General features: G+C 75.0%; 14 protein-coding genes. 9 read left to right on the plus strand and 5 right to left on the minus strand.

Annotated features, from left to right (window positions below):
- Positions 1-206: 206 nt before the first annotated feature.
- Positions 207-533, plus strand: a complete 327-nt coding sequence (locus P3T27_RS07950; protein WP_280675695.1) for an STAS domain-containing protein — start codon at positions 207-209, stop codon at positions 531-533.
- Here P3T27_RS07950 and P3T27_RS07955 read toward each other — a convergent pair.
- From P3T27_RS07955 to P3T27_RS07970, 4 genes are all read right to left on the minus strand, one after another.
- Entirely contained in the window at positions 441-1,418 is a 978-nt protein-coding gene (locus tag P3T27_RS07955; RefSeq protein ID WP_280675697.1) for a sigma-70 family RNA polymerase sigma factor, read from the minus strand. The two genes, P3T27_RS07950 and P3T27_RS07955, sit on opposite strands and share 93 nt — an antisense overlap.
- 70 nt (positions 1,419-1,488) lie before the next feature.
- A complete protein-coding gene (locus tag P3T27_RS07960) occupies positions 1,489-2,718 on the minus strand; it encodes a serine hydrolase domain-containing protein (protein ID WP_280675699.1) in 1,230 nt (409 codons plus the stop codon).
- Positions 2,719-2,906: 188 nt separating this feature from the next.
- Complete coding sequence (locus P3T27_RS07965; RefSeq protein ID WP_280675701.1) at positions 2,907-3,179, minus strand: hypothetical protein; 273 nt, start codon at positions 3,177-3,179, stop codon at positions 2,907-2,909.
- 148 nt (positions 3,180-3,327) lie between these two features.
- Positions 3,328-3,594 (minus strand): UBP-type zinc finger domain-containing protein, encoded by a 267-nt coding sequence (locus P3T27_RS07970; RefSeq protein ID WP_280675703.1) that lies wholly within the window; start codon positions 3,592-3,594, stop codon positions 3,328-3,330.
- Positions 3,595-3,763: 169 nt separating this feature from the next.
- On the opposite strand from P3T27_RS07970, the gene P3T27_RS07975 reads away from it, so the two are divergent.
- Positions 3,764-6,361, plus strand: coding sequence for a lysylphosphatidylglycerol synthase domain-containing protein (locus P3T27_RS07975; protein ID WP_280675705.1), 2,598 nt, complete (start codon positions 3,764-3,766; stop codon positions 6,359-6,361).
- Positions 6,362-6,375: 14 nt separating this feature from the next.
- Here the strand turns inward: P3T27_RS07975 and P3T27_RS07980 are convergent, their stop codons facing one another.
- On the minus strand, positions 6,376-6,573 hold the full coding sequence (locus P3T27_RS07980; protein ID WP_280675707.1) for a hypothetical protein: 198 nt from the start codon (positions 6,571-6,573) through the stop codon (positions 6,376-6,378).
- Between the two features lie 200 nt (positions 6,574-6,773).
- On the opposite strand from P3T27_RS07980, the gene P3T27_RS07985 reads away from it, so the two are divergent.
- The 7 genes from P3T27_RS07985 (at position 6,774) to P3T27_RS08015 (ending at position 13,789) form a co-directional block, all read left to right on the plus strand.
- The gene (locus P3T27_RS07985; protein WP_280675710.1) at positions 6,774-7,259 is read left to right on the plus strand and encodes a carboxymuconolactone decarboxylase family protein; all 486 of its coding nucleotides are present in this window, start codon (positions 6,774-6,776) and stop codon (positions 7,257-7,259) included.
- A gap of 171 nt (positions 7,260-7,430) precedes the next feature.
- Positions 7,431-8,075 carry a methyltransferase gene (locus P3T27_RS07990; RefSeq protein ID WP_280675712.1) on the plus strand — a complete coding sequence of 215 codons (645 nt, stop codon included), beginning with the start codon at positions 7,431-7,433 and terminating at the stop codon, positions 8,073-8,075.
- Positions 8,072-8,656: a TrmH family RNA methyltransferase gene (locus P3T27_RS07995; protein WP_280675713.1), complete on the plus strand. Its 585-nt coding sequence runs from the start codon at positions 8,072-8,074 to the stop codon at positions 8,654-8,656. Before P3T27_RS07990 ends, P3T27_RS07995 begins: the two co-directional genes overlap by 4 nt.
- A gap of 149 nt (positions 8,657-8,805) precedes the next feature.
- On the plus strand, positions 8,806-9,708 hold the full coding sequence (locus P3T27_RS08000; protein ID WP_280675715.1) for an ABC transporter ATP-binding protein: 903 nt from the start codon (positions 8,806-8,808) through the stop codon (positions 9,706-9,708).
- Positions 9,705-11,282 (plus strand): hypothetical protein, encoded by a 1,578-nt coding sequence (locus P3T27_RS08005; protein WP_280675717.1) that lies wholly within the window; start codon positions 9,705-9,707, stop codon positions 11,280-11,282. The genes P3T27_RS08000 and P3T27_RS08005 overlap by 4 nt, the downstream gene beginning before the upstream one ends.
- Positions 11,283-11,380: 98 nt before the next feature.
- Positions 11,381-12,313: a 3-oxoacyl-[acyl-carrier-protein] synthase III C-terminal domain-containing protein gene (locus P3T27_RS08010; RefSeq protein WP_280675719.1), complete on the plus strand. Its 933-nt coding sequence runs from the start codon at positions 11,381-11,383 to the stop codon at positions 12,311-12,313.
- A 75-nt stretch (positions 12,314-12,388) separates the two neighbouring features.
- Positions 12,389-13,789, plus strand: coding sequence for an ATP-grasp domain-containing protein (locus P3T27_RS08015; RefSeq protein ID WP_280675721.1), 1,401 nt, complete (start codon positions 12,389-12,391; stop codon positions 13,787-13,789).

Consider the following 13,789-nt stretch of genomic DNA (forward strand, 5'->3'; position numbering starts at 1 on the left):
GTGAGTGTCCGTGGTGCGCTTGCACAGGGGTAGACCGGGGCCGCATCCGAAACTCATCGCTCCCCGCGGAGATGTTTTCGAGAAGTTCTGAGAAGTGCTGAGCAGTTCTGCGGAGTTCCGGGTTCTGGGGAGTGCCGGGTTGCGGAGTGCCGGGGAAAGTTCCGCCGGGGCCGATGAGCCCGGGCCGCCAGGCCGGTCCAAGCAGTATGGAGACCGCCCGGAAGACCCCGACCGCCCCCGTCCTGACCTGTGACCTGGGCGCGCTGGCCGCGCCCGACCTGGCCGTCGTCGACGCCCTCGCCCGGCTGCGGCTCGCCGCCGCGCGGTACGGGGTGGGCGTGGTACTGCTGAACGCGAGCGGCCCGCTACGGGAACTGCTCGCGTTCAGCGGGCTCGCCGCCCTGCTGCCGGGGGCCGTGGACCCCCTCGGCGTCGAGTGGCTACTCGGCGTCCAACCGGGGCGGGAGGCCGAACAGCGGGAAGAGCACGTCGGTGTCCAGGAAGCTGGTGAACCCGGTGATCCGGCCCGCTGACACCTCCGGCACGATCAGCGCCCACGGCTCGTGCCCGCCCGCCGGGCTCGGCCGGTACTGGGCGAAGGCCGGGCCCCCGTTGGCCGTCACCGGGAGCAGCCGGGAGCCGCGGCAGCCGTGGCCGGGGCCGAGCATCCAGTCCCGGATCTCGTCCCGACCCCGCAGCCACATCGCGAACGGCGGCATGTTGAGCGTGACGTCCTCGTGCAGCAGCGCGGCGAGCCCGTCCATGTCGTACGCCTCGAAGGCGCGGACGTAGCGGTCCAGCAGGGCGCGGTGGTCGTCGTCCAGGGCGGGGGCCGGGCGGGCGGCCTCGCCGTCCGCGGCGAGCACCGCGCGGGCACGCTGCAGCGCGCTGTTCACCGAGGCCACCGTGACGCCGAGCAGTTCGGCCACCTCGGCGGCCCTCCAGCCGAGCACCTCACGCAGGATCAGCACCGCCCGCTGCCGGGGCGCGAGGCGCTGCAGCACGGCGACGAAGGCCAGCTTCACCGACTCGCGCTGGGCGGCCACCTCGGCCGGATCGCCCGTCTCGGGCAGCACCCGGCCGTCCGGCGCGGGGCCGATCCAGGTCACCTCGGGCAGCTGGGTGCCGTTCGCGGTGGCCACCGTCACCGGGCCGGCCAGGTCCATCGGGCGGGCCCGGCCGTTGCGGCCGTTCAGCGCGTCCAGGCAGACGTTGGTGGCGATCCGGTACAGCCAGGAGCGCAGCGCGGCCCGGCCCTCGAAGCCCCGGTGGCCGCGCCAGGCGCGGACCATCGTCTCCTGCACCGCGTCCTCGGCCTCGAAGACCGAACCGAGCATCCGGTAGCAGTAGCCCGTCAGCTCCGTCCGGTACCGCTCCAGCTGGAGCTCGACCGGCTCCTCCGTGATCAGGTCGGTCATGGTGCGCCCCCGTCGTCCTGCCGTGCCCTGCCGAACGGGACGAACGTAGCGCAGGGCACTGACAGTCGGCTCACCGCTTCCCGTACACCTGGCCGGAGCCGAACCCGGTGGTCACCAGCTTCCACAGGGTGGGGAACTCCTCGCCGCTGATCCCGGTCGGGTCGAGGCCGACGACGACGGTGCGGGAGAGGTCCCGGGTGGCGAACACGGCGCTGCTGTAGCCGGGCCGGGCGCCGGTCTTGCCCCAGATCTCCGTGCCGTTCGGCAGGACGGCGCGCATCAGGCCCTTGCTGAAGCAGGCGTGCCCGGCGGTCGGGCCGAGGTCGCAGGACTTGTTGTGGTTGTTCGGCACGTCCGGCACCGCGAACAGCTCGGCCTGCTGGGCGGGCGGCAGCAGCCGGCCGCGGAACAGCGCGGTGAAGAAGCGCTCCAGGTCGGCGGCGGAGGAGATCATGCCGCCCTCGGCCCACGGGTACGGGCTCTGCTCGGTCACGTCCACCCGGGTCGTCGTGCCGTCGGCGGCGCGGACGTCCACGTAGCCGGAGGCGTGCGGGCCCCGGATGGACAGGTCGTCGGCGGCCGGGACGTAGGTGGCGTGCAGGCCCAGCGGACGCGTGATCCGCTGCCGCACCTGGTCGGCGAAGGTGTCGCCGGTGATCTTCTCGATCACCATCCCGGCGACGAAGGTGTTGTTGCCGTTGTACTGCTGCGCGGTGCCCGGCGCGAAGCCCATCGGCTGGGTGAGCATGTCCGCCACCACCTGCTCGGGCGTGAAGGAGTCCGCCTTGTGCGCGGCGAACCACGCCGTGCTGCCGTCCCCCGAGGTCATGCCGCCACCGCCGGGCAGGCCGCTGGTGTGGTCGAGCAGCTGGCCGACGGTGACCGCCGGGTAGCCGGCCGGCAGCAGCCCGGGCAGGTACTGCTGCACGGTGCCGTTCAGGTCGACCCGGCCCTCGGCGACGAGCTGGAGCATCACGGTCGCGGTGAACACCTTGGAGATGCTGCCGATCCGGAACCGGGCGTCCGCCGGGACATCCGCCCCCGAGGTGCCGCGCCACCGCGCGTCCGGGCCGCCGACCCGGACCAGCCCGCCGGTGATGTCGGCGGGCAGGGTGTCGAGGGTCCGCGCGAGCGCGTCCCGGTCCAGCGGGCCCGGCCGGGCGCCGGCGGCGGTGGCGGTGGCGGTCGACGGGGCGTCCGCGGCCAGGGCGGGCGTCGCGGCGCCGGCCGTGACGGCGGCGAGCAGCGCGCCGGCCGCCGCGAGGGTGGTCCAACGGCGGTTGTGCACAAGGGTGTTCATCTGAAGGCTCTCCAACTGCGGCTCGCCCGTCGGGCGGTGGCTCGGACGGGACGAGTCTTCGGCAGAGCCGCCGTCCGGACCATCCGGGGCGACCCCGAGCCGCCCCGGAACCGTCCCGGAGAACACCCCTGAGCATGCGTCAGGGGCGGGCGCCGGAACTCGGCGCCCGCCCCCGGACTCGGAACCGATCAGTGGGCGGAGTGCTTCTCCGCGCCGCGGTGCCGGTGACCCTTGAGCTCGGCGTGCATCGCCGGGGTGGCGTGCGCCGCCGAGGACGCCCGGTCGCGCCCGCCGTGCCGGAAGGCGTCGGGCGCGGCGTACCCGGCGCCGGCGGTGGACATGGCGTCGGCACGCAGTCCCGGCACCAGCCGGGTGGGCGCGGTCGCCATGCCGCGGCGCTCCAGCAGCTCCTGGGTGCCCTGGCGGAGCTTGGCGGTACTGCCCGGTGTTCGCTTGGTCATCGTCGGCCTCCCTTCGGCGGCCACCGGCCGGACGGTTGTCGACCGGAGGGGCCACATGGGCTTTATGTCCGGATTTTATCGGGCTTGCCCGCCGCTGCCACCGGGACAGCCGGCCCAGGCCCGCAGGCCGGGCCCCCGGCCCCTGACCTCAGCCCATGACCTCGTGGACGAAGCACCAGCGCCAGTCCTCGCCCTGCTCGTACGAGCGGATCACCGGATGCGAGGTGTTGTGGAAGTGCGCGGTGGCGTGCCGCTGCGGCGAGAAGTCGCAGCAGCCGATGTGGCCGCAGTCCAGGCAGATCCGCAGGTGCACCCAGTCCCGGCGCCCCTGGGCCAGGCAGTCGGCGCAGCCGTCGGCCGGCGGGAGGGGGTCGATGTCCCGGGGGGCCGCGGCGAGGTCTTCGCAGGCACTCATGCACGCAGGGTAGTGACGGCCGGGCCGGGCCCGGTCTCAGGACACGCCGCGCGCCCGGTCGGCCTTCCCGGCACCCTCCCCCGGGGCCGGCCGGCTGCCCGGCACGGGCGGCGGGCGGGCTTGTGGACTCCGGCTCCGCCGCCACGGGAGGCATGGGAGCATGCCACCCGTGGCTATCGTGACGGGGAGAACGAACGGCGACACCGGCGGTAGCGAAGCCACCGGGACGCCCGTACCGGCGGACACCGGCATACCGGCGCGCACCGGCACCGACCGGCCCTCGCCCCGGGCGGTGCCGGAAACCGGCCGGATCCGGCAGCCCGTCGCCCTCATCCGGCTGCTCGCCGGGCTCGTCGCCGTCGCTCTCACCCTGCTGCTCGCCGACTACGCCCAGGCCACCACCGGCGGCATCGCCGCCGACGTCGCCGGAGCCGCCGAGTTGGTGCCCCGGCCGCTCGCCGGACTCGCCGGCGGCCTCACCACCGCCGCCGTCCTGCTCCTGCCCGTCGTCCTCGCCGCCCGCCGGCTGCTCGGCCCCGACCGGCGCCGCGCCCTCCAACAGGTCTCCGACGGTCTGCTCGCCGCCGTCCTCGCCTACGGCGCCACCCTCGCCCTCGACCTGTGGGCCGACCGCTTCGCCCCGGTCTCCCTGCTCGCCGCACTCACCCAGGGCCGGCCCGACGGCGTCCTCGGCCACACCGAGCCCGTCTACGGCTACCTCGCCCCCGTCCTGGCCTTCATGACCGCCTCCGGCACCCGCGAACGCCGCGTCCCCTGGGCCGTCCTCACCCTCTCCGGCCTGGCCGGACTCGCCGGCGGCTACGCCACCCCCACCGCCCTCCTGCTCGGCCTGCTCATCGGCTGGACCGGCGCCCACGGCACCCTCTACGCCGTCGGCACCCCGGACCCCCTGCCCAGGCCCGGCGACATCCTGCGCGCGCTGCACGAGAGCGGCCTGCGCCCGGTCGAGGCCCACCCGGCCGGGCCCGACCGGTACCTGGTCCACCAGGGCGACGACCGGCCCGGCCTGGACGTCCAGCTCCTCGACCGCCAGGCCGTCACCGCCGCCGCCGTCCAGCGCGCCTGGCGCCGGCTCCGGCTGCGCACCGCCCCCCACCCACGTGCCCTGCGCTCCCCGCGCGCCGGCCTCGAACACGAGGCGCTGGTCACCTACGCGGCCCTCGCCGCCGGCGTCCGCACCCGCCGCATCGCCGCCACCGCCGGCCTCGGCCAGGACACCGCCCTCATCGCGTACGAACGCCTCCCCGGACGCACCCTCGACCTGCTCGCCGACCAGGAGATCACCGACGAGCTGCTCGCCGACGCCTGGCGGCAACTCGCCCGGCTCCAACGCCGGGAGGTCGCCCACCGGGCGCTCGTCCCGTCCTCCCTGCTGGTGGACGGGACGGGCGCGGTGCACCTGGTCGACTTCGCGGACGGCGACATCGCGGCCAGCGAACTCGTCCTGCGCTGTGACCTCGCCCAGCTCCTCACCACCCTCGCCCTGCGCGCCGGTGCGGCCCGCTCGGTCCGCACCGCCGTCGCCGTCCTCGGTCCCGACACGGTCGGCGCCGCGCTCCCCCTCCTGCAGCCCATCGCCCTCGCCCGCAGCACCCGCCACGCGCTCAAACGCGCCGACCGGGCGACCGCGACCGCGGCCCGGACGGGCGGCACCACGGCACGGGCGGGCGGCACCGCCAAAGTCCTGCCCGCCCCCCGGACCGCCCCGGACACCGCCGCCGCCGACGGTGCGGCGGGCGGGCTGCTGGAGGAGATCCGGGCCGAGGTGCTGCGAACCCGGCCGCAGGCGGTGGTGCGGCCGGTGCGGTTGGAGCGGCTGAAGCCGCGGACGCTGCTGGCCGTGGTGGGCGGGGTGGTCGCCGGGTGGCTGCTGATCCCGCAGCTGTTCGCCGCCGAGGACAACCCGATCGCGGCGGTGGCCGACGCCGACCCGGCGTGGCTGGCGCTGGCGCTGGTGGCGGCGGCGCTGAGCCACGTGACGGCGGCGATGGGGTTCGTCGGGTTCGTGCCGGAGCGGCTGGACTTCCGCAACGCGGTGCTGGCGCAGCTGGCCGGGGCGTTCGCGAAGCTGGTGTCGCCCGGGGGTGTCGGCGGGGTCGCGTTGAACACCCGGCTGCTGCAGCAGGCCGGGATCCCGACGGCGCAGGCGCTGTCCAGCGTCGGGGTGGGGCAGTTGATCGGCCTGGTGCTGCACCTGCTCCAGCTGGGCGCCTTCGTCTACCTGCTGGATCTGCAGCCGGGCGGCTCGGAGCTGGACGCGCTGCCCGCCGTGGTGGGCGGGCTGGCGGGGGCGGCGGCGCTGCTGGCGGTGGTGTCGGCGGTGCCGCCCGCCCGGCGCTGGCTGGCGGCGCGGCTGCGGCCGCTGACCGCCGAGGTGCTGCCGCGGCTGCTGGACCTGCTGCGCAGCCCGGCCCGGCTGGCGGTGGGGCTGACCGGTCAGCTGATGGTGTCGATCTGCCTGATCGGCTGCCTGTACTGCTGCACCCGGGCGATCGGCCGGGAGCCGTCCTTCGCCTCGGTGGCGGTGGTGTTCCTGGTCGGCAACGCGGCGGGCAACGTGGCGCCGACCCCGGGCGGGGCCGGCGCGGTGGACGGGGCGCTGATCACGCTGCTCCAGCAGACCGCGTCGATGGAGAAGGGCGGCGCGCTGGCGGCGGTGGCGATGTACCGCCTGCTGACGCTGATCCTGCCGGTGCTGCCGGGCTGGGCGGCGATGACCTGGCTGCAGCGCCGCCGGGCGCTCTAGGGCCTGTCCGGCGGCTACTCGCGATACTCGTCCTCGTCGAGTTCGACGACGCGGCTCTGCTCGGCCGCGTCGGCGACGTCGGTGGCCGGGTCGGCGCCGAGGGCCCGGCGTTCGGCCACCTCGTCGTACTCGTCGCCGTCGGGCGCCGCGTCGTCGGGTTCGACGGTCTCGACGGCCTCGTCGATCAGGTAGTCCTCGTGATTCTGCGGCATGGCGTCCGTCCTCGCTGTTCGGAGGCTCCCACGGGCCCGGGTGGCGGTACTGGCAGTATCCGCCGCCGGACGGCCGGGCGCGATGTGCCGCAGCCGCCCGGGTGGGTGGCCGGACCCGTCGCGACGAGGACGATTGACCCGTGAAACCGGTGCTCGAATGACCCATGGCACGGGTGCATTCCGTGCCTAGGCTCGTCGTCATGACGACGAACGAGACGAACGAGACGAACGAGACCACCGCCTCCCCGGCCCGCATCGACTTCGCCCGGACCGCCCCCAAGGTCTTCCGCGCGATGATCGCCCTGGACGCCGCCGCCCGCGACGGCCTGGACCCGGCGCTGGTGGAGCTGGTGCAGATGCGCACCTCGCAGCTGAACGGCTGTGCGTACTGCCTGGACATGCACGTCAAGGACGCCCGCAAGGCCGGCGAGAACGACGAGCGGATCTACCTGCTGCCGGTGTGGCCGGAGGCCCCGGCCGGGGTGTACTCGGAGCGCGAGCGGGCGGCCCTGGCGCTGGCCGAGGAGGTCGCCCGGATCGGCGGCGGGGTCTCGGACGCGGTGTACGCGCGGGCCGCCGCGCACTTCGGGGAGGCGGAGCTGGCCCAGCTGATCTCGGTGTGCTTCACCATCAACGCCTGGAACCGGATCAACGTGGCCACCCGCAAGACCCCGGGCACCCGGTAGCGCCCGGCGCCGCGGCGGCACCGGGCGGCGCCCGGCGACCCCCCGCGGCACCGGGGCCGGCGGCCCGCACGGAACGCGCCGCAGGCCACCGGGGGTACGATCGGTGCCGTACCAAGGGCTTACCCACACCCACCCGGTGGCCCCGAGGCCCTTACGAACGACGGGGAAATCATGTCCGGCTCGCACTACTTCACCGGTGCACCCGAGGTCGCCAGCGAGCGCCGGCCGATCACGGTCTCCCTGCCGGACCTCACCCTCGAACTGACCACCGACGCCGGGGTGTTCTCCCGCAGCCGGCTCGACCCGGGCACCCGGATCCTGCTGGAGCACGCGCCGCCCCCACGGGTGCGCGGCCCGATCCTGGACGTCGGCTGCGGATACGGTCCGATCGCGCTGACCTGGGCGAGTCGGCGCAAGCGCCTCCCGGTCTGGGCGGTGGACGTGAACGAGCGCGCGCTGGAGCTGGTACGGCTGAACGCCGAGGCACTGCGGCTGGGCAACGTCCAGGCCGCGCTGCCCGAGGACGTCCCGCAGGACGTGCGGTTCGCCACGATCTACTCCAACCCGCCGATCCGGATCGGCAAGGCCGCGCTGCGCCGGCTGCTCGTGCACTGGCTCGGCCGGCTCACCCCGGACGGCTCGGCGTTCCTGGTGGTGCAGAAGCACCTGGGCTCGGACTCGCTGCAGAAGTGGCTGACCGACCAGGGCTACCCGACCAGCCGGGTCGCGTCGGTCAACGGGTTCCGGATTCTGGAAGCACGGCCCCGCCCTGATTCGGGCGAGGGCACGGAGAGTGGACGGGGTACGTCGACGTGAAGCAGCTGCGCGGGACCGAACTCAAGCGACTGCACCGCTCCTGGCGGCGCAGCAACGAGTTCCGGCTCGCGATGATCCTGGAGAACCTGCAGTCGCCGTTCAACGTCGGCTCGGTGGTGCGGACCGGAGCGGCGATGGGCGCCGAGAAGCTGTACCTGACCGGGGACACCCCGTCGGTGCGCTCCTCGGGCGCGCAGAAGGCCGCGATGGGCACCGACAAGTACCTGAAGGTGGAGCACTTCCCGACGGTGGCCGAGGCGGTCGCGGCGGCGAAGGCGGACGGCTTCAAGGTGGTCGGCCTGGAGCTGGCGGACGAGGCGGTGCCGATGTTCGCCGCCGAGCTGACCCCGGCGGTGGCCTTCGTGCTGGGCCACGAGGACCGCGGGATCACGCCCGAGGCGCTGGCGCTCTGCGACCAGGTGGTGTTCGTGCCGCAGCTGGGCCGGGTCGGCTCGCTGAACGTGTCGGCGGCCGCGACGGTGGCCTGCTACGAGGCGCGCCGCCAGGGCTACGCGATCAGCGGCGCCCCGGACGGCTTCGACCTCGGTGAGGCCGACCTCGGCGGGGCCGACGACGAGTAGGACCTGACCGAGGCGAGCAGGACCTGACCGGGACGAGCAGGACCTGACCGGACCGACGGAGGGGTGTGCCGAAAGGCCCACCCCTCCGGTCGTTTCCGCCCGGCGTCTCTGCCGAACGGCAGATGTGCGTGGCCGCCCGCGCCGGAAGCATGGCGGGCGTGACGGAACTCCAGATCCTCGACCTGACCAAGGAGTACCGCCGCGGCAAGCGCGCGGTGGACTCGTTCTCGCTGACGCTGCGGCCCGGCGTGCTCGGCCTGCTCGGCGCCAACGGCGCCGGGAAGTCCAGCCTGATGCGCATCCTGGCCACGGTCACCCGGCCCACCTCGGGGCGGGTGCTCTGGGAGGGGGCGGACATCGCCCGGCGGCCCGGCCCGCTGCGCCGTACGGTCGGCTACCTGCCGCAGGACTTCGGCGTCTACCCGCAGCTCACCGCCCGCGAGTTCCTCGCCTACCTGGCCGCCGCCAAGGGCCTGCGGCACCGCGTCGCGAAGGCCCGGATCGACGAACTGCTCGACCTGGTCAACCTGTCGGGCGCGGCCGGGCAGCGGCTGGGGACGATGTCCGGCGGGATGCGCCAGCGGGTCGGCATCGCGCAGGCGCTGCTGAACGACCCGGCGCTGCTGATCGTCGACGAGCCGACGGTCGGGCTGGACCCGGAGGAGCGGCTGCGCTTCGGCGGCCTGCTGACCGGGCTCGGCGCCGACCGGATCGTCGTGCTGTCCACGCACATCGTCTCCGACGTGGCCGCCACCGCCGACCGGATCGCCGTGATGGGGCACGGCCGGCTGCTGCACCACGGCACCCCGGAGGAGCTGCTGCTGGGCGCCCGGGGATCGGTCTGGGAGCTGACCGTGGCCGCCGACGAACTCCCGTCGCTGCGCTCGCGGTTCCTGCTCGGTGGCACCACCCGCACCCCGCAGGGCGTCCGGGTGCGGGTGCTGTCCGGGCACCCGCCGGCGCCGGGGGCCGAGCCCGTCCCGCCCCGGCTGGACGACGCGTACCTGCTGCTCGCCGCCGCCCCGGCCGGGTCCGAGCGGGTGGCGGCATGACGACCGGCCTCTGGGCGCTCGCGCTCGCCGACTTCCGGGAGCGCCGCCGTCGGCCCGGGTACCTGGTCGTGCTGCTCGGCACGCTCGCGCTCGGACTGCTGGCCGCGCCGGTCGGCGACTCCCGCTGGGAGGTGTTCCAGGTCACCGACCTGCACGGCCGCTACACCAGCGGCTACGTGGGGACGGTGACGGCGCTCGGCGGCGCGGTCTGGCTCTCACTGGCGGGCTTCGGCATCGCCCGGGGGGCGATCGGGCGGGACGAGCAGAGCGGTGTCGGCCGGCTGCTCGCCGCCACCCCGCTGACCCGGGTCGCCTACCTGGCGGGCAAGTTCGGCAGCAACCTGCTGCTGTTCGGCTCGATGCTGCTGGCCCTGGCCGGGACGGCGCTCGCCGTGCAGCTGGTCAAGGGCGACTCGGGGCACGTGGACGTGCTGCGGCTGCTGCTGCCGTACGTGCTGATCACGCTGCCGCTGCTGGCCGCGGTGGCCGGGTGCGCGGTGCTCTTCGACACCCTGCCCGGGCTGCGCGGCGGGCTCGGGGCGGCGGTGTGGTTCGCGGTCTGGCTGGTCGCCGTGCTCGGCGCGCAGGCGGGCGGCGGGCCGGACCTGCTGGGCATGCGCCGGATCACCGCGTCGATCCGGGAGTCGATCGCGGCCGGCGGGCGGCCGGCCGACGGCGTGGAGTTCGGGGTCGGGCTCACCGCGGACAACCGGGTGCTGGGCACCTTCGACTGGCCCGGCCTCGGGCCCGGCGAGGCCGGCGCACAGGTCCTCGGGGCGGTGCTGCTGACCGCCGTCGCGGTCGGGCTGGCGCTGCTCGGGGCGCTCTGGTTCCGGCGCTTCGACGGGGCCGGGCCGCGCCCGGCCGCAGGGGCGTCCGAAGCCGTCCGGTCCGGGGGCCCGGCACCCGAGGCCGGGCCGGCCGCCTTCGCGCTCGCCCCCGGACGGCTGGCCCCGGGCCGACCGGCCCCGGCCCGCCACGGCGGCACGGTGGCGGCCGCCCTGCTGGGCGAGCTGCGGATCCTGGTGCCGGGCCGGCGGCTGTGGTGGGCCGGGGCGGCCGCCCTCGCCGTACTGGCGGCGGGGGTCGCGCCGGACGGCCCGAGCCACCCGGTGCTGCCGTTCGCGATGCTCTGGCCGGTGCTGGTGTGGTCCCGGCTGGGCCACCGGGCCGGCGGCGGCAGCACCGCCGAGCTGCTCGGGGCCTGTCCCGCGCCGGTGCGCCGGGGGCTGGCCGTGCTGCTCGCCGGGGTCGTCCCGGCCCTGGCCGTGGTGGCGGTGCCCGCCGTCCTGCTGCTCACCGCCGGGCAGGCCCGGGCCGCCGCGGGCGCGCTGGCGGGCGCGCTGCTGGTGCCCGCCCTGGCGCTGCTCTGCGGGGCCGTCACCCGGGGCCCGCGGCTGTTCCAGTCGCTCTACCCGATGCTCTGGTACGGGATGATCAACCACGTCGGCGGGCTGGACTTCCTCGGCGTCTCCGGGGAGCGCGCCCCGGCCCCGGCGGCGGTCGCCGCCGTCGCCGCCGCCCTGGCGCTCGGCGCGCTCGCCCTGGACGCGGCCCGGCACGCCGCGCGATGAGCGCCACACCGTCCCGGGGATCCGGGCCGACCTGCCGGGAGAGGGGTGGTCAGCGCAGCGTCAGCTAAGCGTCAGCGCTCCAGGCGACTGTAGTTGGCATGACGTCGATCACGGCAGTCTCCAGCTGTCTTCCCGACACCATCCCGATTGCGCGCTTCCAAAAGGAACTCCAGCTGACGGATGTGCAGCTCCGGCGCTACCAGCGCTTCTACGGGCTCGCCGAGGTGTGCCGCGACCCCGCGGCCACCGAGACGGAGCTGCTGCTGCGCGCCGCCACCAAGCTGGTGGAGCTGCGCGGACAGGAACAGCGCGTCAAGTACGTCCTGCAGGCCCGCACCATGCCGGCGCCGCTGCCGTACCCGATGACCTCACTGCGGCCGCTCCAGGTCGAGCTCGGCCTGGAGCACGCCGCCGGGTTCGTCGTCTCGCACCACGCCTGCGCCTCCGGGCTGCTCGCGCTGGACCTGGCGGGCACCCTGCTGGCCGCCGACCCGGACCCGGACGCGCTCGCCCTGGTCCTGGCCGGGGAGAAGGCGGCCACCGCCCAGACGCAGTCCATCCCGGACGTCACCGTCATGGGCGAGGGCACGGTGGCCTTCCTGGTGAGCGCGGACCGCACCGGCTCCGACCGGATGCTCGGCTACGCGACGCGCACCCACACCCAGTTCGGCGACGAGTTCATCATGGGCGACGCCGCCGCCAAGGAGTTCCAGGACCTGTACGGCCCCGGCCTCTGCGAAGTGATCGGCGCCGCCCTGGAAGAGGCCCGCTGCGGCCTCGACGAGCTGGCGCTGGTGCTGCCGCACAACGTCAACCGGCTGTCGTGGATCGGCGTGTGCAAGACGCTCGGACTGCCGCTCGACAAGGTCTTCCTGGACCTGATCGGCGAGACCGGGCACTGCTTCTGCGCCGACCCCTTCATCAACCTGCAGAAGGCCACCGAGCTGGGGCGGCTGCGCCCCGGCGACCGCTACCTGATGACCAGCGTGGGGCTCGGGGCGACCTTCGCCGCCATGGTCTTCGAGCACTGAGGGCCGCCAGGCCCTGAGCCCGCCGCGCACCCCGCGCACCGCGCCCGAGCGCACACGAGAAATGACGAGGTCGACATGCATCTACCGTCCTCCGGCTTCAGCGCGCGCCTCAAGCGCGCCGTGACCGGGTCCGCGGACACCCCGCTGGTGTTCCTGGGCAACTTCGAGGTGGAGAACCACTGGGCGCTCGGCGAGCCCGCGCTGCCCCGGGTCGCCTCGCACGCGGGCAGCGCGGTGGTGAACCGGATGGACGAGTTCGCGCTGCTGCTCGGCGGCAAGAACGACCACGTCGTGCTGAAGACCGCCCTGGACGAGGGCTACCGCGGCTACCTGGAGGGCCTCGGCCTGGAGCTGCCCACCGTGCACGTGGTGGCCGACCAGGACCCGCAGCGCACCGTCAGCGAGGACGCCCTCGCCGACCCGGAGCTGCTGCGCGCGCTGTCCGCCGTCGCCGGCGAGGGCGCCCGGCTGACCGCGCACGGGATCTCCACCGTCGAGGAGGAGCTGGCCGAGCGCACCGGGCTGCGGCTGGGCGCCCCGAGCGCCGCCGTCTGCAAGCGGGTCAACAGCAAGGTGTACAGCCGCCGGCTCTCCGACGAGCTGGGCATCCGCCAGGCCCGCGGCTGGGCCTGCGAGACGCTGGAGGAGCTGGCCGAGGCGGTGGCCGCGGCCGGCGAACTCCTGGCGTCGGGCCGCAAGGTGGTGCTGAAGGACGCGTTCGGCGTGTCCGGCAAGGGCATCGTCGTGCTGGACAGCGAGGCCCGGCTGGGCCGGCTGCACCGGATGGCCGTCCAGCAGGCCGAGCGCGCCGCCAAGGCCGCGGGCGGGGCCCCGCGCACCGCGCTGGTGATCGAGGAGTGGGTCGCCAAGCGCTGCGACCTCAACTACCAGTTCACGGTGGGTCGGGACGGCTCCACGCACTTCGACTTCGTCAAGGAGCTGCTCACCGAGAACGGCGTCCACAAGGGCCACCGGATCCCGGCCCGGCTGACCGGGGCGCAGGTCGCCGAGATCTCCGCGACCGCGCTGCGGCTCGGCGAGCGGCTCGCCGCCGACGGCTACTACGGCGTGGTCGGCGTCGACGCGATGGTCGACCCGGACGAGGGCCTGTACCCGGTCATCGAGATCAACGCCCGCAACAACATGTCCACGTACCAGAACGTGGTGCACGAGGGCGGCCTGGCCGGGGCCGACGAGGTCGCCGTCGCCCGGCACTTCCCGCTGCGCCTGGCCCGCCCGCTGCCCTTCGCCGAGCTGGCCGAGGTGCTGGACGGACTGCTGCTGACCGAGCGGGGCGCGCGCCCGCGCGGCCTGTTCGTGAACAACTACGCCACGGTGAACGCCGCCGCGGGCACCGACGCGGACGGCTTCGAGGGCCGGCTGTACGGCGTGCTCGTCGGCGCCTCCGACGAGGAGATCGAGGCGCTGGACACCGACATCACCCGCCGCCTCGCGGCCTACCCGGAACGGAGCTGA

The sequence above is a fragment of the Kitasatospora sp. MAA19 genome (genome assembly GCF_029894125.1).
In the GTDB taxonomy this organism is placed as follows: domain Bacteria; phylum Actinomycetota; class Actinomycetes; order Streptomycetales; family Streptomycetaceae; genus Kitasatospora.

Excerpts from the sequence above, each read along its gene's own strand:
- P3T27_RS08005 (WP_280675717.1), top strand. The coding sequence starts at position 9,705 with ATGACGACCGGCCTCTGGGCGCTCGCGCTCGCCGACTTCCGGGAGCGC.
- P3T27_RS07970 (WP_280675703.1), bottom strand. The coding sequence starts at position 3,594 with ATGAGTGCCTGCGAAGACCTCGCCGCGGCCCCCCGGGACATCGACCCC.
- P3T27_RS07960 (WP_280675699.1), bottom strand. The coding sequence starts at position 2,718 with ATGAACACCCTTGTGCACAACCGCCGTTGGACCACCCTCGCGGCGGCC.
- P3T27_RS07990 (WP_280675712.1), top strand. The coding sequence starts at position 7,431 with ATGTCCGGCTCGCACTACTTCACCGGTGCACCCGAGGTCGCCAGCGAG.
- P3T27_RS07965 (WP_280675701.1), bottom strand. The coding sequence starts at position 3,179 with ATGACCAAGCGAACACCGGGCAGTACCGCCAAGCTCCGCCAGGGCACC.
- P3T27_RS07980 (WP_280675707.1), bottom strand. The coding sequence starts at position 6,573 with ATGCCGCAGAATCACGAGGACTACCTGATCGACGAGGCCGTCGAGACC.
- P3T27_RS08010 (WP_280675719.1), top strand. The coding sequence starts at position 11,381 with ATGACGTCGATCACGGCAGTCTCCAGCTGTCTTCCCGACACCATCCCG.
- P3T27_RS08015 (WP_280675721.1), top strand. The coding sequence starts at position 12,389 with ATGCATCTACCGTCCTCCGGCTTCAGCGCGCGCCTCAAGCGCGCCGTG.
- P3T27_RS07950 (WP_280675695.1), top strand. The coding sequence starts at position 207 with ATGGAGACCGCCCGGAAGACCCCGACCGCCCCCGTCCTGACCTGTGAC.
- P3T27_RS07955 (WP_280675697.1), bottom strand. The coding sequence starts at position 1,418 with ATGACCGACCTGATCACGGAGGAGCCGGTCGAGCTCCAGCTGGAGCGG.
- P3T27_RS08000 (WP_280675715.1), top strand. The coding sequence starts at position 8,806 with ATGGCGGGCGTGACGGAACTCCAGATCCTCGACCTGACCAAGGAGTAC.
- P3T27_RS07985 (WP_280675710.1), top strand. The coding sequence starts at position 6,774 with ATGACGACGAACGAGACGAACGAGACGAACGAGACCACCGCCTCCCCG.